Annotated in this window: 20 protein-coding genes; 1 reads left to right on the top strand and 19 read right to left on the bottom strand. The window is 49.9% G+C overall.

Annotated elements, in window-relative coordinates; translation table 11 throughout:
• Nucleotides 1–33: 33 nt before the first annotated feature.
• The 17 genes from HW443_RS13290 to xylB all read right to left on the bottom strand — a co-directional run bounded on the left by HW443_RS13290 (nt 34) and on the right by xylB (nt 15,737).
• Entirely contained in the window at nt 34–165 is a 132-nt protein-coding gene (locus tag HW443_RS13290; RefSeq protein ID WP_258188964.1) for a hypothetical protein, read from the bottom strand.
• A 192-nt stretch (nt 166–357) separates the two neighbouring features.
• Complete coding sequence (ftsY, locus tag HW443_RS04785) at nt 358–1,278, bottom strand: signal recognition particle-docking protein FtsY (protein WP_219853518.1); 921 nt, start codon at nt 1,276–1,278, stop codon at nt 358–360.
• Between the two features lie 184 nt (nt 1,279–1,462).
• Nucleotides 1,463–4,012, bottom strand: a complete 2,550-nt coding sequence (locus HW443_RS04790) for a chromosome segregation SMC family protein (protein ID WP_176236876.1) — start codon at nt 4,010–4,012, stop codon at nt 1,463–1,465.
• 125 nt (nt 4,013–4,137) lie between these two features.
• Nucleotides 4,138–4,869, bottom strand: coding sequence for a ribonuclease III (gene rnc, locus HW443_RS04795; protein ID WP_176235793.1), 732 nt, complete (start codon nt 4,867–4,869; stop codon nt 4,138–4,140).
• Nucleotides 4,870–4,876: 7 nt separating this feature from the next.
• Nucleotides 4,877–5,104, bottom strand: a complete 228-nt coding sequence (locus tag HW443_RS04800) for an acyl carrier protein (RefSeq protein ID WP_176235795.1) — start codon at nt 5,102–5,104, stop codon at nt 4,877–4,879.
• 18 nt (nt 5,105–5,122) lie between these two features.
• Nucleotides 5,123–6,127: a phosphate acyltransferase PlsX gene (gene plsX, locus HW443_RS04805; RefSeq protein ID WP_258188963.1), complete on the bottom strand. Its 1,005-nt coding sequence runs from the start codon at nt 6,125–6,127 to the stop codon at nt 5,123–5,125.
• A 146-nt stretch (nt 6,128–6,273) separates the two neighbouring features.
• Complete coding sequence (gene rpmF / locus HW443_RS04810) at nt 6,274–6,450, bottom strand: 50S ribosomal protein L32 (protein ID WP_176226812.1); 177 nt, start codon at nt 6,448–6,450, stop codon at nt 6,274–6,276.
• The gene (locus tag HW443_RS04815; RefSeq protein ID WP_176235791.1) at nt 6,407–7,003 is read right to left on the bottom strand and encodes a YceD family protein; all 597 of its coding nucleotides are present in this window, start codon (nt 7,001–7,003) and stop codon (nt 6,407–6,409) included. The genes rpmF and HW443_RS04815 overlap by 44 nt, the downstream gene beginning before the upstream one ends.
• Nucleotides 7,004–7,086: 83 nt before the next feature.
• Nucleotides 7,087–7,575: an ATPase gene (locus HW443_RS04820; protein WP_176235790.1), complete on the bottom strand. Its 489-nt coding sequence runs from the start codon at nt 7,573–7,575 to the stop codon at nt 7,087–7,089.
• A gap of 26 nt (nt 7,576–7,601) precedes the next feature.
• Nucleotides 7,602–8,093: a pantetheine-phosphate adenylyltransferase gene (gene coaD, locus HW443_RS04825; protein ID WP_176226815.1), complete on the bottom strand. Its 492-nt coding sequence runs from the start codon at nt 8,091–8,093 to the stop codon at nt 7,602–7,604.
• Between the two features lie 102 nt (nt 8,094–8,195).
• Nucleotides 8,196–8,774 (bottom strand): 16S rRNA (guanine(966)-N(2))-methyltransferase RsmD, encoded by a 579-nt coding sequence (gene rsmD, locus HW443_RS04830; RefSeq protein WP_176235789.1) that lies wholly within the window; start codon nt 8,772–8,774, stop codon nt 8,196–8,198.
• A gap of 340 nt (nt 8,775–9,114) precedes the next feature.
• On the bottom strand, nt 9,115–11,301 hold the full coding sequence (gene recG, locus HW443_RS04835; RefSeq protein ID WP_176235788.1) for an ATP-dependent DNA helicase RecG: 2,187 nt from the start codon (nt 11,299–11,301) through the stop codon (nt 9,115–9,117).
• Nucleotides 11,298–12,938, bottom strand: coding sequence for a DAK2 domain-containing protein (locus HW443_RS04840; RefSeq protein WP_176237953.1), 1,641 nt, complete (start codon nt 12,936–12,938; stop codon nt 11,298–11,300). The genes recG and HW443_RS04840 overlap by 4 nt, the downstream gene beginning before the upstream one ends.
• 121 nt (nt 12,939–13,059) lie before the next feature.
• Nucleotides 13,060–13,413, bottom strand: coding sequence for an Asp23/Gls24 family envelope stress response protein (locus HW443_RS04845; RefSeq protein WP_176235967.1), 354 nt, complete (start codon nt 13,411–13,413; stop codon nt 13,060–13,062).
• Nucleotides 13,410–13,634 carry a DUF1858 domain-containing protein gene (locus tag HW443_RS04850; protein ID WP_176227243.1) on the bottom strand — a complete coding sequence of 75 codons (225 nt, stop codon included), beginning with the start codon at nt 13,632–13,634 and terminating at the stop codon, nt 13,410–13,412. Before HW443_RS04850 ends, HW443_RS04845 begins: the two co-directional genes overlap by 4 nt.
• 137 nt (nt 13,635–13,771) lie before the next feature.
• Complete coding sequence (locus HW443_RS04855; RefSeq protein WP_176235968.1) at nt 13,772–14,092, bottom strand: DUF433 domain-containing protein; 321 nt, start codon at nt 14,090–14,092, stop codon at nt 13,772–13,774.
• A 106-nt stretch (nt 14,093–14,198) separates the two neighbouring features.
• Nucleotides 14,199–15,737, bottom strand: coding sequence for a xylulokinase (xylB, locus tag HW443_RS04860; RefSeq protein ID WP_176235969.1), 1,539 nt, complete (start codon nt 15,735–15,737; stop codon nt 14,199–14,201).
• A gap of 222 nt (nt 15,738–15,959) precedes the next feature.
• Here xylB and rpmB point away from each other — a divergent pair, with 222 nt between their 5' ends.
• Nucleotides 15,960–16,151 (top strand): 50S ribosomal protein L28, encoded by a 192-nt coding sequence (rpmB, locus tag HW443_RS04865; protein ID WP_176226553.1) that lies wholly within the window; start codon nt 15,960–15,962, stop codon nt 16,149–16,151.
• Nucleotides 16,152–16,238: 87 nt separating this feature from the next.
• Here the strand turns inward: rpmB and yfcE are convergent, their stop codons facing one another.
• Both yfcE and HW443_RS04875 read right to left on the bottom strand, forming a co-directional pair.
• Nucleotides 16,239–16,793, bottom strand: a complete 555-nt coding sequence (gene yfcE / locus HW443_RS04870) for a phosphodiesterase (protein WP_176235970.1) — start codon at nt 16,791–16,793, stop codon at nt 16,239–16,241.
• A gap of 104 nt (nt 16,794–16,897) precedes the next feature.
• On the bottom strand, nt 16,898–17,161 hold the full coding sequence (locus HW443_RS04875) for a YkoF family thiamine/hydroxymethylpyrimidine-binding protein (protein ID WP_176235971.1): 264 nt from the start codon (nt 17,159–17,161) through the stop codon (nt 16,898–16,900).
• Between the last annotated feature and the right edge of the window lie 70 nt (nt 17,162–17,231).

The raw sequence follows: 17,231 nt of genomic DNA on the forward strand, positions 1-17,231 counted from the left end.
GAGTTGATAATACTTTCAGCATAACTTCTTCTTTTATCCTTTTCTCCATGCTTTTTTTTTGGCATGGCCGGTACAAAAAGTCAACTTTATTTTGTTACAAGCCCCAACCGTCCGCCGGACCAGGTCAGTCAACTGTTCTTTAGCTACCACTTTGTCCAAAGCCATAACTATTTTCCTCCTTAATTGATCTTAGGATTTTATCTAGCTTTTCGCCCACACCAGAGACAGACCCCTTTCCCACCCCCTCTGAGTTTGACAAAAAATCGCCTACTTTTTGGCAGACTAGTAGCCAAGGATATTGCTTGTTCATTAGGCATAAACGGATCATATCACAGTATTAGTTATGTGGGAATTACCTTACTCAATGAGAGACTCTACAAAAACCCGGGGCTCAAAATAGGCCAGATCTTCTACCTTCTCCCCGAATCCAACCAGCTTGATAGGTATCTTCAGCTCGTTGCTGATAGTAAGGACAATCCCACCCTTGGCTGTACCATCCAACTTAGCCAGAATTATGCCCGTCACCCCCAGAGCATCGTTGAAGATCTTAGCCTGCGAGAGAGCGTTTTGTCCGGTGGTGGCATCCAGAACCAGGAGAACCTCATGGGGTGCACCTCCCATACTTTTGGCAATGACCTTTTTGATCTTGACCATCTCGGCCACCAGATTGTGTGACGTGTGCATCCGTCCTGCTGTATCTATGATAAGGAGGTCGCTTCCCCTGGATTGGGCCGCCTTCAGGGAGTCGAAGACCACTGCTCCGGGATCAGCACCCCGATGGTGACTCACCACCTCTACCCCTACCCGATCACCCCAGTTTTCCATCTGCTCAATGGCCGCGGCCCGAAAGGTATCAGCAGCGGAGATCATAACTTTTTTGTTCTCTCCCTTGAACATGTGGGCCATCTTGGCTATGGTAGTAGTCTTGCCCACGCCATTTACCCCTACCATTAAATAGACGGTGGGCCCGACCTCAGAGAAGTACAACCCCTGACTACTCTCGGCCAGGATTTTGGTGCACTCTTCCTTCAGAATATCCTTTATTCTTTGGGGGTCGCTTATTCTACCTCTGGCCACTTTCTGTCTGGCCGACTCAATTAGATAGAGGGTGGTAGCAACTCCGATGTCAGCCAGGATTAGCCCTTCTTCTATCTCCTCCCAAATAGATTCATCCACACTTTTGAACCTGGAAATGATTATATTCAGAGTTTCAGACAGATTCCTTCTGCTCCTGGTCAGGGCTTGTTTTAGCCTATCTAATAGAATTTTTTCTGTCATTATATTCTCCTCTCGGCGTAGTTCACACTGATAACATGAAACCGTTATGCCACAAGGGCACAAAGGAACATGAAAATTAAGATGCATTTTCACAGGAAAAATGAGGTATCGCGAGAGTGTAGGTAGAGGGCCCGCGAGTAGATTTTGCTCTGACCCACGGTACCAACCTGGTTTTCAATGTGAACTAGTTAGCAGTTATAAATCTCTCTTCTACCTTCTCTGAAATAACTTTGGATATGCTATCGGGCCGTATGGATACTCCGTAGAGAACGTCAGCTATCTCCATGGTCCTCTTTTGGTGGGTGACTACAATTACCTGATGTCTTTCCTTAAAATTCTCTAAAAGCGCGATAAAGCGGGCCAGGTTAACATCATCCAGAGCAGCATCTACCTCATCTAAAACATAGAAGGGGCTGGGTCTGGCCTCATAAATGGCGAAAAGAAAGGCCAGAGATACCAGCGCTCTTTCCCCACCCGAGAGAAGAGAAAGTTTGTCAGACCTCTTGGAGCCATTCTTGATGTGAATCTCTATCCCGCCCTCTTCATCATCTACTTCCAGACAGCCATCTCCTTCAGGAAAGAGGACTTTTATGATATCCCTGAATCGACGGTCAATTTCTTCGAAGGAGTTATAAAACATTTCCTCTGTCTTCAGATCGATCTCTCTGAGGATTTTTCTAATAGAGTCTCTGCTCTTCTCCAGATCTTCTATCTGGGATAGCAGAAAGTTTCTCCTTTCCAGCTCCCTGGCGTACTCGCCGGCAGCCAGAGGGTTAACGGGTCCTATGGTTCCCATCCTCCTCCTGATATCGGAAATTTCCCGCTCCAACGCCTCTATGTCGGAGACGGCTCGCCCTTCTCTCTGAGCCATAGACCAGGCGGAACCAAATTTCTCCTCCATCTCGCTAAGCAGTTCCTGTCTTTTTACCCCCGCTTCGGTCATGGCCAGCTCTATCCGGTGCACCTCTTCCCTCTCCTGCTCCTGCCTGGATCTCAGATCGGAGATCTCCTTCTGCACCTTCTGGAGCTCCTGGCGGAAAACCTGGTATTCCTGAGGATCAGCAAGCTCCCCTTCCAGCCCCTTCCTGAACAGGTCCTCTGTTTTCTTCATTCTCCGTCCAAGTTCTCCTAACTCTCGGACCGAATTCAGAGAGTTTTCCAGCCCGGTAATTTCTTTCTGGAGAGTTTCCTTCCGACCATGCAGATCCGCCGTCCTCCTGCCCTTGAGAAGAGATTCATAACTCACTATCCTCTCTCCCACCGTTCCTATATCAACCTTGAGCTCCATCTTCCTCTGCTGGAGTTCCCTTTCCTCAGCTTCCAGAACCCTCACCTCCTCTTCTAAAGACAGGGAGGAAAGAGAGAGGTTCTTTCTCTCCTCATTGAGCTGACATATCTCCTTCAGGGCAGGAATAATTACTACCTCCAGAGAGTTGAGGGCCCTGATTATCTCCTGGTACTTCTCCGAACCTGGCAGGGAGTCGCTTTTCTTGATTTCCCTGATTACTCCAGGAAGATCCATCTTCTCCAGTTCCTCTTTGGCTCTGGTGATGGCTCCGTCCATCCTGCCAGCAGTTTTCTCCAGAAGTCTCCCGTTATTCTTCCTCTTTATATCCAGAAGACCCATCTCCATCTGGATCTTACCAGCCTTCTCTCTGAGTTCCTTTAGTTCTATATTCTTTTGATTGAACAGGTCCTTGGCCAACTGCAGCTCCTCTTCCTTCTGGGCTACCTCGGTCAAATCTCGATCCAGAGATTGGGCCTCGGCCCGGACTGAGGCCAGGTCTCTTTTCAGATAGCTCTCCTTGCTGGCAGTCATCAAGAGAAGGCTTTCCAGACGCCCCTGCTCTTTCTGTAGTCGGCTCCTTTTTTCCAGCATTGATGCATAACTGTTCCTAAATCCTGGCAGGCGACTGTCCAGATCTTCGGCCCTCCGGATCTTCTCCTCCATCAGCTTTGCTATACTACCCAGTCCCTCAAGCCTTTTACGCTTCTCCTCCTCTAATCCCTCCAATTCCACGTTAAGTCTTTGTAACAAGGCCAGACTCCGGTCTATCTCCACCTCCCTCAGTCTTTTTTCCAGATTAGTCCATTCTTCTGCTTTTTTAGCCTGAGCTTTCAGGGGGGTGATCCTTTTATCGATCTCTCTTAATATATCCTTTACCCGTAAAAGATTCTCCTCGGTAGCCTCCAGCCTTCGAAGGGTCTTCTCTCTTCTCCTCTTGAACTTTACGATTCCCGAGGCTTCTTCAATTACCATTCTCCGATCCAGGGGCTTACTCAGGATAATTTCTTCCAGGCCTCCCTGGGAGACAATGGAATGAAGTTCTCGACCCATCCCGGCATCAAAAATTACTTCCAGAATGTCGTTCAAGCGGCACGGGGCAGAATTCAAAAAATATTCCGACCCTCCAGCCCGATATACCCGGCGGGTGATGGCGACTTCGCTGAACTCCAGGGAAATACGCTGGTCCGAGTTATCAAAAACCAGACTGACCTCAGCTATACCCAGAGGCTTCTTGCTGGGACTGCCAGCAAAGATCACATCCTCCATCCTGGTGCCCCTAAGGCTTTTGACTCTTTGTTCCCCCAGGACCCAGGCAATAGCCTCCACAATGTTACTCTTGCCGCTGCCATTAGGCCCGACAATGACTGATATGCCAGGCTCAAAGACAAGCTCCGTCTTCTCGGCAAAAGACTTAAATCCTTTGAGGACTACCTTTTCCAGATACAAATTTTTTCCTCTAATAGCGAATGATGATAAGGGGGTAAGTATTCTATCCTCACAAGACTGTCCTAACCTGGGGGAGAATTCTGCTTATGATACACATAACGCCGCTAGACCTGTTGTGGGACACATTATGATATGGACTTATCCTCACTGGTTATGTCTGCTATCTTTCTCAAGGCCTCCTGGGCTGCTATTTGTTCGGCCTCTTTTTTGCTTTTACCTGAACCCTCTCCCCAGACCTGACCATCAACCTGAAGTTGAACGTAGAAGGTTTTGTTATGGTCGGGACCAATGGCTTTGGTGACCCGATAAACTATCTCGCCAGCCCCCTCCCTGGCCATTTTCTCCTGAAAGGTGGTTTTGTAGTCCACCATGGTGGGCCTTTTAATCTCCTGTTCGATCTTTTGTCCGAAGACCTTCCTTATCCATCTATCAGCCTCTTCCAGACCCCTATCTAGAAACAGGGCCCCGATAAAGGCTTCCAGGCTATCAGCCAGTATGGAGTCTTTCTCTCTCCCCTGGTTTTCCTCCTCGTTTCTGCCCAGAAGTATCAGATCCTTGAGGCCGATCCTTCTGGCTACTTCAGCAAGAACAGGGGCACTTATCAGCCTGGCTCTCAGCTTGGCCAGGTCTCCCACATCGACCTGGCCAAGCCTGGTATAAATGTAGTGAGTAACTGACAGAGATAGGACCGAATCTCCCACAAACTCCAGACTCTCATTAGCCTGAGAAAAGTCGCCCTTCTCGTGAAGATAGGATCTGTGGGTGAGGGATTGGATCAAAAGAGGCCGGTTGCGGAAGTTGACTCCCTGCTCTTTGACCCATTGATATATTGTCTCTAATTTCTTTTGTTCTGACATTCGATCCCTAGGAGAGATGGGCTTGCAGGTATTTGACCACATCCCCTACCGCAGAAATCCCTTCGGCATCCTGGTCTGGTATCTCGATGCCAAATTCTTCCTCGAAGTTCATGATTAGCTCGACGATGTCCAGAGAATCGGCGCCCAGACCATCGACAAAGGTAGTCTCCGGCTTTATCTCCCCCTCATCAATTCCCAGGGTCTCCGAAACTATCCTCTTTACCTTGGACAAAATCTCCTCTTCTGCACCCACTTACCTCACCTCCCTCTCCATCTCCTTGGCTATTTTCTCCACGGTTTTCTCCTGGACCATCTCCACTGCCACCTTGATGGAGTTCCTTACGGCTTTAGCCCGAGAGCTCCCGTGGCCGACAATAACCACGCCATTAAGTCCCAGTAGCAGAGCTCCTCCGTACTCCTGGTAGTCCAGACTTCTCTTTACTTCCCTTAGGGCCGGCAGAAGAGCCAGGGAGCCCAACTTGGAACGAAGATCTCGGGTAAATTTCTCTTTCAGTTGCGAAAGAATCATGGAAGCCGTGCCCTCGATAGTTTTGATAATCACGTTTCCGGTGAAGCCATCGGCCACCACTACATCAGCCTTGAATCCAAAAAGATCACGGCCCTCTACATTGCCCACGAAATTAAGGTCCGACTCCTTGAGGAGGCCATGAGCTGTGATGTAGAGAGAACTACCTTTAGTCTCTTCTTCCCCTATATTGATGAGGCCTATCTTGGGCTCCTTGACTCCAAATCTGGATCTATAATATACCTTCCCCATGATAGCAAACTGAGTCAGAAACTCCGGCCTGCAGTCGGCATTGGCCCCCGCATCCAGAAGTACCAGAGGGGGCGATCCTCTGGGAATAGTCACAGCAATAGCCGGCCGCAGAACTCCTCTTATCCTTTGCAGATACCGAAGAGAGGCGGCCAGGCAGGCTCCAGTATTGCCAGCCGAGACAAAAGCATCTCCTTCTCCCTCAGCCACCATTTTCAACCCTGCCACCAGGGAAGAATCCTCTTTGGAACGGATAGACTCTACGGGGTGCTCTTCCATCCCGATTACCTCAGGGACATCCACAACATGTATTGCATCCCCCGCGAAGCCCGCGGATTGCAAAACTTTCTCCACCTCTTCTCTTCTTCCCACCAGTATGATCTGCAGGCCGGGAAGGAATCTCAAGACCTCAATAGCTCCCAGGACTACTTCCCTGGGAGCATAATCTCCGCCCATAGCATCGACGATAATTCTTGGTGCCAACAGTGATCTCCTATCCATCACCAGTACCTACCTTCTCATAACCGACCTTGCCCTCCTCTCTGGCTGCGCCTATGACAGCCACAGAGGAGGGGCAGAAAAGATGTTCGAAGATCATACTAAACCTTGAAGTTAGACTTTAGAGACCGCTACTTCACACTTATGATCTCACGGCCCTCATAGTATCCGCATTGGAGGCAGATTTTATGCGGTTCCTTCATTTCATGGCACTGGGGACACTCAACCAGGGAAGGCAGGGACAGTTTTTGATGGGTACGTCTCTTATTTCTTCGAGACTTGGACATCTTCCTTTTGGGTAGAGGCACTTTCTTCTTTCACCACCATTTCTTTAAGTAATCTGGAGAGCTTCTCCTGAAACCCCTCCATCCTTATGTCCGTTGTTTCTTGCTGGCATGCACATTGACCCAGGTTTCTATTCTGCCCGCAGACCGGACAGAGACCCAGGCAGTCCTCTTGGCAGAGGACGGACAGAGGGACAGAGAGAATTATATTCTCTCTTATGATCTGCTCCACGTCCAGTAAATTATGCTCCAGATAGATCACCTCATCGTCTTCCAAATCCATCTCTTGGTCTTTGGCGACCCCTACCACAGGGATGGTAAAGGAAGTCTGGAGATGGAAGAGGGCCGGGTCTGCACATCTCACACAGGTGGTCTCCACTTCACCCTCTATAGACCCCGAGAGAAGAATTTTCTCTTCCACCCAACTGACCAGTAGGTGAATATGGAAATCGCCCTGGAATCCTTCTTCGGAAAGCAGAAGGTTTGGGAAATGGAGATAGTCCCGGATGTGAAACTCTGCGGTCTTCTTGTCCTCTAGAAAATCTTTCAGATCTAAGGCATATTTGCTATTTTTCATTTTGAAACAGACGCCCCTTGCCAGTCACAAAGCATTCTTCTTCTACTAGAGCAGTGACCTCTTCTTTTTCCTGCGAGTTGGCCCTAGCCCTCCTCTGAATAGGCTTGGGGCATAACTTCTCCCTCGGCCGGCTTGCCCTGGAGCTGCTCTCTTCCCTTCTCCACTGTAGTTAGAAGCTTGTGCAGAATAGCCTGAATGTTAGCCAGTTTTTCATCCACATAGTCCTCGGCCTCCATTCTGATGGTTCTGGCCCTTGTTTCAGCCGCCCTTATGATCTCCTCGGCTTGCCTGGTAGCCTTCTTGACAATTTCTGTCTCTCCCACTAACTTCTCAGCCCGCTCGATGGCCTCCTGCACCAACCGCTCGGCGTCCTTTTTGGCCTCTTCCAGCATCTCCTGCCTCTCTTTTACTATCCAGCGGGCCTGCTTGAATTCTTCCGGCAGGATCTGCCGCAGCTCGTCGATCAGATCATACATCTCTTCCTCGTTGACAATAATATTGGAGGTGAAAGGCAGCCGGCGGGCCTCACTGATCATCTTCTCAATCCTATCTATCTGTTCGAAAGTTTCCATTACCTCCCTCCTGCCATATCAAATTCTCAAAACTCCTTCTCTCTGAAACATCGGATAATATCACCCCGGATCTCCTCCGGCACCAGATCGTCTAAACATCCTCCGTAGACAGCAACCTCCTTAACGGTGCTGGAGCTCAGAAAGGAATATCGGGGTCTGGCTACCAGGAAGACGGTCTCAATCTCCGGATAGAGTTTATGGTTTATCTGAGCCATTTGAAATTCATACTCGAAGTCGGTCATAGCCCGCAACCCTTTGATAATAACACTGGCCTTTTTGGCTTTGGCAAATTCCACCAGAAGGCCATCAAAACCAGCTACCCCCACATTATCCAGCCCTAAAAGACTGCTGTTTAAAAATTTCAGCCTTTTCTCCAGAGAAAAAAGAGGAGCCTTGCGGGACGGACTTTCGGCCACCGCGACAATAACCCGCTCATACATCCTGGCCGCTCTAACAATTATGTCTTTATGTCCCATGGTCACCGGATCGAAACTTCCTGGACATACAGCTATGGTCACTACCCCGAACTCCCTTGAAAATAACCCAATTTTCATGCGACGTGGTGCGCCGCGGTGCAGGGGCGATTCCTTCTCCAAAATCCCTCGGTAAACTCCCCTCTCCTATGAACAGGAACGGGGCTTCCTACTTAAAAAAAGGACGGTCGATTGACCGAACCTCCTTTCCTTGATGGGACTGAAATGGGCCGGAGTCATCTCCTGCCTCCTGGCCAGGGGAATTTTCAGGATAATCTCTCCTTCATCCTTCAAGACATCAGTGGTCGAGAGCAGATAAAAAAGAGCCTCTAAAATACCCTTCCCTATTTTATATGGAGGATCAACAAAAATCAAATCGAACTTTTCCCCCCTCTTATCAAGATATCGCACTGCGGCCAGAGCATCCATTTTTAAAACTGTTGCCCGCTGCGGATCAGCCAGGCCCACTCTCTCTAGATTTTCTTCGACCAGCCTCACCGCCCTCTCATCCTTATCCACAAAAATCACCCTTTGGCATCCTCTGCTGAGAGCCTCTACCCCCAGGCTCCCGGTGCCGGCAAAGAGATCGAGGACCTGGGCATCTTGTACCAAATGGCCGAGGATGTCAAAAGTGCTCTCTTTGACCTGATCCAGAGGAGGCCGGATGTAGAGACCTCTTATGTTTTTGAGCTTTCTCCCTCTGGCTACTCCGGCGATTACTCTCAAAATGTCTGTGCCACCTCTAGAAGTTTTTCTATTACTTTTACAAAATCAGGCCCAGAAAGCCCCGCAATTTATTGCTGGGGATGAATGGCCCCTTGTTTTTTGCGCCTAATGTGCTATCATCCTTGTAGCACTTTGACAACGTATGAGGTTATTGCCACAATCCCACGCGATGTAAAACGTTGTGGGTATGTCTGGCGAACTTTAGGATTCTCTAGACTCAAAAGTATCAGGGAGAAATCCCTGTAGTAGCGGTTATGGCACCCGCCTCAGGCGTCAGATTCAACTGGCACCTGTGTTGCTCAGCTAACTGAGAACCCCCGCACTTTAGTGCTGGGGAGTGTCAACCCTGATCCTCAAAAAACCTTGGGGGCAGAAGCCTGTGGCAACACGCCTGAAGTAGTTTCTGGCTTCGGCGAAAACGGTGATCCTCCAGGAAGGCAAAGGCCTTCTCTCTTACCTTTCCTATTATTTTCTTATGTCGGACCATGCTGGCAATCTTAAGATCGGGAAAACCGGATTGCCTCTCCCCAAATAGTTGCCCCTCCCCGCGGATAAAGAGATCTCTTTCCGCCAGTTTGAAGCCATCGGAGATCTTAATAAAGGCATCGATTCTCTTCTTAGCCTCCTCCTTTTCCCTGAGATCAGCGCAAAGAAGGCAGTAGGAGCGGTCGCCTTTGCGGCCTATCCTGCCCCTCAGTTGGTGAAGCTGGGCCAGACCGAAGCGCTCGGCATTTTCTATGAGCATAACCGTAGCCTCTGGCACATCCACTCCTACCTCTATCACCGTGGTGGAAATAAGAATATCTACTCCATCGCCCCTGAACTTTTCCATAATCTGGGCTTTCTTAACTGAATTTATCTGGCCGTGCAGCAGACCCACCTGATAGTCTTTAAACACCACATTTTGAAGAAATTCGGTCTCCTGAAGAACAGCTTTGAGCTCCATTTTGTCCGACTCATCGATGAGGGGACAGATAACATAGGCCTTTTTCCCCTTATCTACCTCTTGTTTGATCAACTGATAGGCCCTCTCCCGGTGGCTTTCCTCTACCAGGATAGTTTTAATGTCCCTTTTACCCTGCGGGAACTCATCAATAAGGGAGACCTCCAAATCCCCGTAGATGGTCTGAGAGATACTTCTGGGTATGGGCGTAGCCGACATGACCAAAAGATGAGGAAAGACAGCCTTATCCTTGAGCCTCCCTCTCTGTCTCACCCCAAACCTGTGCTGCTCATCAATTACAGCCAGGGCCAGGTTTCTGAAGGCCACGTTTTCCTGAATCAGGGCGTGGGTCCCTATCACTATGTCTATCTCTCCCCGGGCCATATCCTCATAGAAACTCTTTCTCTGACCAGGAGTCAGGGAACTGGTTAGAAGAGCCACCTTCACCCCCCAGTCTTTCACCAGAAAACACAGGCGCTGGTAGTGTTGTTCAGCCAGTATCTCTGTGGGCACCATAAAGGCTCCCTGATATCCATTGAAAACAGCGGTCATAAGGGCGATGATGGCCACGATAGTCTTGCCGGATCCCACATCCCCCTGAATCAGTCTGTTCATGGGGTGGGGCTGGGAGAGATCCTTCCAGATCTCGCCCATCACCCTCCTTTGGGCCCGGGTTAGACGGAAAGGAAGGCCCTCCATAAACTCCAGGATTTTTCTATCTGGAGAAAGAGCTACGCCTGGAAGCTGGAAGGCAGATCTCTTCTTCATGGCTAAAGCGAATTCCAAAAGGAAGAGTTCCTCAAAGATTAGCCTCCTTCTGCTGATGAGAAGGAGATTTTTGGCGGAAGGGAAATGGATCTGCTCCAGAGCCTCAGAGCTCAACAGATCCAGGTTCTGGCTCATCCTGAATGTAAGAGGCAAGAGGTCCAGAAAGTCCGAGAATTCCCTTATGGCTCGGAAAATAAGCTTTCTGAAAGTTCTGGGGCTCAGGCCCGCGGTCAGGGGATAGAGGGGGATGATCCGACAGGTATTCAAAACATCAGTCTCCTCCGTCCCCGGGCCGTCCAGTACATCGTAGAGGGGGTTCACTATCTGGAGGCTGCCATAGTTAAACTTAACTGTCCCGCTGAAAGCCACCTGGTCGCCTACCTTAAAGAGATCAGCCAAATAGTTCTGGTTGAACCAGACTCCAATTAGATAGCCAGATCCATCAGAGATAACTATCTGCAGAATATCCTTGCCTGAAAAAGATCTCCGCTTGTCTATGGTCCTGACCTGGCCTATGACGGTAACTTTGCTATCCACCTGGAGTTCGGAGATCTTCTTAATGGTGCTCAGATCAAGATAGGTCCTGGGAAAGTGGAGAAGAAGATCCAATATAGAGCTGAGTCCGAGACGGGACATTCTCCCCCTGGTCCTGCTGACAGCTCCTCGGAGTTGTCCCAAGTCCCCCAAGACCCGAAGTTGATTTTGTACTTCCCTGGCCTTGGGGAGATAAAAGAAAAGAGAACTCTCTGCCTCACTGCTGGGGGTAAGGTTGACATCGACAATGCTTTTGGCGCCGAGCGTGTTTATTTGTTTCATTCCAGAGAGAAAAGATAGGGATAAAGGGGCTGACCGCCCTCGTGGAGCTCTACTTCCAGATGAGGGTATAATTTCTTGATTCGATCAGCCAAAAGCTCAGTGTCTTCATCAGAGGAACCTTCCCCTTTATAGATGGTTAATATTTCATCCTCCTCTCCCACCATGCTTCCGATGAGATGCAGGCTGGTTTCCACTAAATCTCGACCGATAGCTCTTATCTCTCCATTGCAAATTCCGATGACATCATGGCGGGTAATTTTCCCTATTTTGGACTCCGAATCCCGGATGGCAAAGGTTATCTCCCCGGATTTAACCCGCTCCATAGCCTCCAGCATCGACTTACGGTTTTCTTCCACATCCATTTCCTGGTTAAAGGAAAGGATCGCTGAGATGCCCTGGGCGATGGATTTGGTAGGGATAACTACCATTTTCTTATCCGAGACCTTTCCTGCCTGCTCCGCGGTCAAGATGATGTTCTTGTTATTAGGGAGGATGAAGATGCTCCTGGCGGAAACTTTTTCCACGGTATCCAGGATATCTTTAGTGCTGGGGTTCATGGTCTGTCCCCCGTTGACTATTCCATCTGCCCCCAGGCTCAGGAAGATCTCCCTCAGCCCCTCACCGCTGCACACGGCTAAAACCCCCAACTCCTTCACTTCTTTCACTTCTTTGCTGGCCAGCTTTTTGGCCCTCTCCGAGGCCTGGTCGTCCATGTTGTTAATTGTGATATTATGGAGAGAGCCCTCCTTTAGAGCACAGCCCAGGACCGCATGGGGCTCGTTGGTATGGACGTGAACTTTGGCCGTGTTGGGGGAACCCACCACCAGCGCACAGTCCCCCAGCCTGTTCACTTCCTCTTTCAGGTGATCCAAATCTATCTTTTCTCCCTTGATCACGAACTCCGTGCAGTAACGATACTCCAGGCTCTCCTCCACATCCTCTGCGGTAGGACTAACTCTGCTCAGAACACCTACCTTTTCCCTCCTCACCAGCTCCTTCTCACCCCTCACCACGTCCAAAAACCCCCTTAAAATAGCCAGCAGACCTACACCTCCTGCATCCACCACCCCGGCTTCTTTCAAAACCGGCAGAAGGTTAATGGTCTCCTGCACCGAGCGTTCTGCCTCATCTACCAACTGAACAAGAAGTTCTACCAGATCTACGCTATCATTGCTGTAGATAGATGCTGCTCCCGCCACATCTTTGATGACTGTAAGCATGGTCCCCTCTACCGGCTTCATCACCGCTTTATAGGAGATATCTCGGGCCCGGTCCAAAGCCTGGCCCAGGATCTGGCTGTCTATAGCCTCCTTATCCTGGATTACCTCGCAGATACCCCGGAAAATCTGCGACAAAATAACGCCCGAATTTCCCCTGGCGCCCATCAGAGAGGCCTGAGATATGGCAGCAGCCACCGTCCTCATATCCAGGTTGTCCAGGGAATCAATATCATCAACGACAGCCTGCATGGTCAGAACAAGATTAGTCCCGGTATCCCCGTCAGGAACAGGAAAGACGTTCAACTCGTTGACGTACTCCTCACTTTCTTTCAGATTCTCCAGTCCCCTTTTGAACATCCAGACCAGATCTTCGGCGGTGAGGAACTTTTTCGTCTGAAAATGCATCCTAACTTTCATGCTCCTTTGTGCCACCCATGGCATGACTGTTTCATGTTCGTTTGTGCCGTGTGTGGCATGAGGGTTTCATGTGGTCAAACTTCTCCTCTTAAACCATCCCGCTTTACTATCTTCCCACATCCTACTTGTCCATTTTTAGCCTTTGGACATGCACCTCTACATGTCCCACCCTGGCTCCGGTCATGCTTTCTACCTGATACCTGACCTGCTCACACAGATTCCTGGCTACCTCAGCCAGCCTGGTCCCATATTCGATGACCACATAAAGATCCAGATCGTAACTATCATCTTCCCTTTGGGATACCAGAACTCCTTTCTTGAGAGACTTCTTGAGAAAGTCAGGAATCCCTTTGGGGAAGGTTCGGCCAGCCAGACCCACCACGCCATAGCACTGCATGGCCGTACAACTGGCAATGTCAGCAATGGCCTCTTCGGAAATCCGAATTTCCCCGTACTCGTTTTTGATAGAGATCATGGGACGGGTGTCTCCGACGCGGAGTTCTCCTCAATGATCCTGTTCAGATCCTGTACCAGCTCATCGGGCTCCATGCCATGCATGCGGGCTCCGCTTTCTATACTTTCCATAGTAGCCCCCATGCAGGCGATACAGCCCAGGCCATGTTTTATGAAGATTTCTCGGGACCTGGGATGAGCCTGTAGGGCCTCAAGGATAGTGGTATCCTTAGTGATCTTCATCCATCATGCCTCCTTTGATTTCTGAAATAATTATAGCATAGGGGGAGGTTAGACTTAATTGTGCTGAGGAAAGATTCTAAGAGAGGTATTTGGTGCCTTGCTGTACTTAATGTCACAATTGTATATACTGAAGAACGTTATTCACCAGGTTCTTCCGGCTTAGGGACAAATTCTCTTCTTAGTTCTGCCAGAGCTTTTTTTCGGCTAGCTATCTCTGCATCCAGCTCTTCTTGGTGCTCGTAGTAGTAAGAAAGAGCATCGTGAATCTGGAAAAGACCCAAGTGAGGATGAGCATCGGCGATCTGATCCGGAGAGTATCCAAGCCTATCGTACTCAATAGCGATATCAATAACCCTGACTCTGGTCCGTTTTATGATAGGACTACCGTCACATATCTCTTTTTTTCTGCTTATATAGGGATGAATAGGAGCTTTATCTTTTACTGCCTGATGTCTCATAATTTATGACTCCTTCAGTTGATGGCATAATTATAACACAGGGAAATAAGACCTCGTTTTCGGAAATTCTAATGTTTTCCCAAATTTGATTTCTTTGTACCGCTATTTATCTAATCTTCTGGACCTCCCCTAACTCCTGAAATGCGTTCTTTAGAATAGGATAGAGAGAACGATAAATCTGGTAGAGCTGCTCGTAGCTTCTGACGCTATCTCTTTGGGGCATTGTCTTTCCAACCTCATGGATGCTTGCCTCCACCGCCTGCTCCAGACTGCCGAAAATCCCACTTCCTACTCCCGCCAGAAGAGCGGCCCCGAAGGCCGGGCCCTCCTCCACATTGATGGTCACGATCTCCTGGCCTAAAACATCGGCCAGGGTCTGCCTCCAGAGGGGACTTCTCGCTCCCCCTCCAGAGATGACCAATCTCTTCACCGAGATTCCCATATCTTTAACCAGCTCAAAACAATCTCTGAGGCTGAAGGCTACCCCCTCCATGATCGAGCGCACCAGGTGTCCCCGGCCATGGCGATAGGTCAGGCCGAAGAAGACCCCCCGGGCATTGGCATCAGCGTGAGGCGTCCTTTCTCCGGTAAGATAGGGTAGAAAGAGAAGTCCTTCGCTCCCTGCTTCCACCTCTTCTGCCTCTTTTTCCAGAAGGTCGTAGTCTCCCAAATCTGGATAGCGCCTGCGCATGTCCTCACCCGGCCCTATTACATCGTGGTACCACCTAAGGGAACCGGCCGCAGCCAGAGTCACTCCCATGACATGCCACTTTCCTGGAACAGCATGGCAGAAAGTGTGTAGTCGGCCATCGCTGTCGAAATCCGGGGCCTCGCTGTAGACAAAGACCACTCCGGAGGTGCCCAGAACCACAGAAGCCTGTCCGGGAAGGACGATGCCGCTGCCCACTCCTCCGGCCGCCTGATCCCCTCCTCCAGCCACCACCGGAGTCCCCTCGCTCAAGCCGGTAGCCTGGGCCCCCTGAGCACTCACCCTGGCCACCACCTCCGGAGATTCATAGCAGGAGGGTAGCCACTGCTCTGGTATGTCCAGAGCTTCCAGAACCTCCGGGCTCCAGCGGCGGTGGCAGACGTCAAAAAGGAGAGTACCAGAGGCGTCGGAGACATCAGTGGCATACTCTCCAGTAAGAAGAAATCGGATGTAGTCTTTGGGGAGAAGAACTTTTCTTACCTGCTGGTAGTTCTCTGGTTCCTGATGGCGAAGCCAGAGAATTTTGGGAGCGGTAAATCCGGTAAGGGCAGGGTTACTGGTCAGCTCGATGAGCCCCTTCCGGCCCCCAAAAGTCCCCTCGATCTCTTCACACTCAGCAGCAGTCCTCTGGTCACACCAGAGAATGGCGGGGCGGATAACCTGGTTATTCCCATCTAGAAAAACAGAGCCGTGCATCTGCCCGGTGAGGCCCACGGCGGCTATGTCTTTGGAGTCCACCTGAGCCTGGGTGAGAGCCTGGCCGATGCTGGCACAAGTGGCCTTCCACCACTCGGCCGGATTTTGTTCAGCCCAGTTCGGCCGGGGAGCCAGAAGAGGATATTCTGAGGAGGCAGTGACTATCACCCTGCCCTCCTCATCGATGACCAGCGTCTTGGTGCCAGTAGTGCCCACGTCGAAGCCCAGCAGATATCTCATGGTTTCCTCCTGGACGAAACGAACTTCCCAGAGGTTTTTTCTCGACTAGACCTGCCCTTTCAACCCCATTTTCTTTTTCATCTTGACCCCCACTTCAGAAAGAATCATAACACATTTTCTCTTATTGATTAAACCAAAATGCTGTGGTACTATCTACCCATTGCCAAACTGAAGGCATTCTACTACCGAATAACCTATTTAAAGGATATAGGAGGATTTTTTATGTCCCAGGTTTGTGATATCTGTGGTAAGCGGCCCCTTTACGGACACAATGTGAGCCACTCCCACAAAAAGACCCTGCGGAGATGGGAACCCAGTCTACGCAAGATAAGGGTCGAGGATAAGGGTAAAATCAAAGTCGTCAAGGTCTGCAATAAATGTGTAAAGGCTGGTAAGGCTAAGAGAGCGGTCTAGGAAGCAAAAACGTCTGCTTCATATCTGGCCCTCTTCGTCAGCCAGCCCTCTTTGCCAGATACGGATTTCCTAAACTATCTGCCGTTTCTACATCTCGGTCTCGGCTCTCAAGACCTCTTCTCCGTCCTCAATGTTGATGAAACGGAGTGTCTCATCCGAAATAACGGCTATGGTCCTGATCTTGGGGCCTTTAGGAAGAGAGGGGCTACCGGGATTGATCAGATAAATACCGTTCTTTAGCTGATAACCGAAGATGTGGGTATGGCCAGTGATAACAAAGTGGCACTTTTCCTCCTGGGCCAGGGTCAGCAGCTCTTCCTGACTGCGCTTATCACCATGGTTGATCAGGAAGGACTTTCCCTCCCAATTAAAAATGGAAAACTCGGAGAGGATAGGCCATTTGATGGCCAGTTGGTCAACTTCGCTGTCGCAGTTGCCCCGGGCGAAAACTATAGGTATGGGAGATTCATTGATCAGATCGGCAGTCTCTTTGGGGCTGTAGGAGGATAGGATCGGGTTAAAGACACCGTGGTACAGAACGTCTCCAGCATGCAGAATGTAGTCACATCCGTCAAGGATGTGAAAGCTTTTCTTCACCGCTTCCAGGTCACCATGGGTATCACTCATCAGACCTATTTGCATTTTTTGCTCCTCACTGTCTTACCTGGTGATCCATAGGCGATATTCTCCCTTATTTTAGGCTATTCATGTCGCCTCTGTAACCCATGCTAACTCTCTACTGTTCCTTACAAGTATTCCAGCAGAGCTTTTACCTTCCCTCCGGAAGTTACGGTCATCACCATAACCGCACTACCGTGAGCTCTGGCCCGGGCAAAGGCTTCCTCCAGAGCGCTGAACACCCGTCCATCCTCTTCCGCCCAGACACAGGTACTCATAGGAGTGATTCTGTACTGCAGACCTCTTTCTTTAAAGGTCTTCCAGACTTCCTCAATGGCCGGATTCAGGTCCTCCTGGGCCAGAGGGTAAAGGCTTACCTGAGCCATCATCATTTTCAACTACCTCCCTTGAAAATAACACAATTTTCATGCGACGTGGTGCGCCGCGGTGCATGGGCGATTC

The sequence above is a fragment of the Candidatus Hakubella thermalkaliphila genome, assembly GCF_013281975.1.
GTDB classification, from domain to species: domain Bacteria; phylum Actinomycetota; class Humimicrobiia; order Hakubellales; family Hakubellaceae; genus Hakubella; species Hakubella thermalkaliphila.

What these genes read in the sequence shown, in the direction of transcription:
- HW443_RS13290 (WP_258188964.1), bottom strand. Translation starts at nt 165, where the DNA reads ATGGCTTTGGACAAAGTGGTAGCTAAAGAACAGTTGACTGACCTGGTC.
- ftsY (WP_219853518.1), bottom strand. Translation starts at nt 1,278, where the DNA reads ATGACAGAAAAAATTCTATTAGATAGGCTAAAACAAGCCCTGACCAGG.
- rnc (WP_176235793.1), bottom strand. Translation starts at nt 4,869, where the DNA reads ATGTCAGAACAAAAGAAATTAGAGACAATATATCAATGGGTCAAAGAG.
- HW443_RS04815 (WP_176235791.1), bottom strand. Translation starts at nt 7,003, where the DNA reads ATGAAAAATAGCAAATATGCCTTAGATCTGAAAGATTTTCTAGAGGAC.
- HW443_RS04820 (WP_176235790.1), bottom strand. Translation starts at nt 7,575, where the DNA reads ATGGAAACTTTCGAACAGATAGATAGGATTGAGAAGATGATCAGTGAG.
- recG (WP_176235788.1), bottom strand. Translation starts at nt 11,301, where the DNA reads ATGAAACAAATAAACACGCTCGGCGCCAAAAGCATTGTCGATGTCAAC.
- HW443_RS04840 (WP_176237953.1), bottom strand. Translation starts at nt 12,938, where the DNA reads ATGAAAGTTAGGATGCATTTTCAGACGAAAAAGTTCCTCACCGCCGAA.
- HW443_RS04845 (WP_176235967.1), bottom strand. Translation starts at nt 13,413, where the DNA reads ATGATCTCTATCAAAAACGAGTACGGGGAAATTCGGATTTCCGAAGAG.
- HW443_RS04850 (WP_176227243.1), bottom strand. Translation starts at nt 13,634, where the DNA reads ATGAAGATCACTAAGGATACCACTATCCTTGAGGCCCTACAGGCTCAT.
- HW443_RS04855 (WP_176235968.1), bottom strand. Translation starts at nt 14,092, where the DNA reads ATGAGACATCAGGCAGTAAAAGATAAAGCTCCTATTCATCCCTATATA.
- xylB (WP_176235969.1), bottom strand. Translation starts at nt 15,737, where the DNA reads ATGAGATATCTGCTGGGCTTCGACGTGGGCACTACTGGCACCAAGACG.
- rpmB (WP_176226553.1), top strand. Translation starts at nt 15,960, where the DNA reads ATGTCCCAGGTTTGTGATATCTGTGGTAAGCGGCCCCTTTACGGACAC.
- yfcE (WP_176235970.1), bottom strand. Translation starts at nt 16,793, where the DNA reads ATGCAAATAGGTCTGATGAGTGATACCCATGGTGACCTGGAAGCGGTG.
- HW443_RS04875 (WP_176235971.1), bottom strand. Translation starts at nt 17,161, where the DNA reads ATGATGATGGCTCAGGTAAGCCTTTACCCTCTGGCCCAGGAGGACCTG.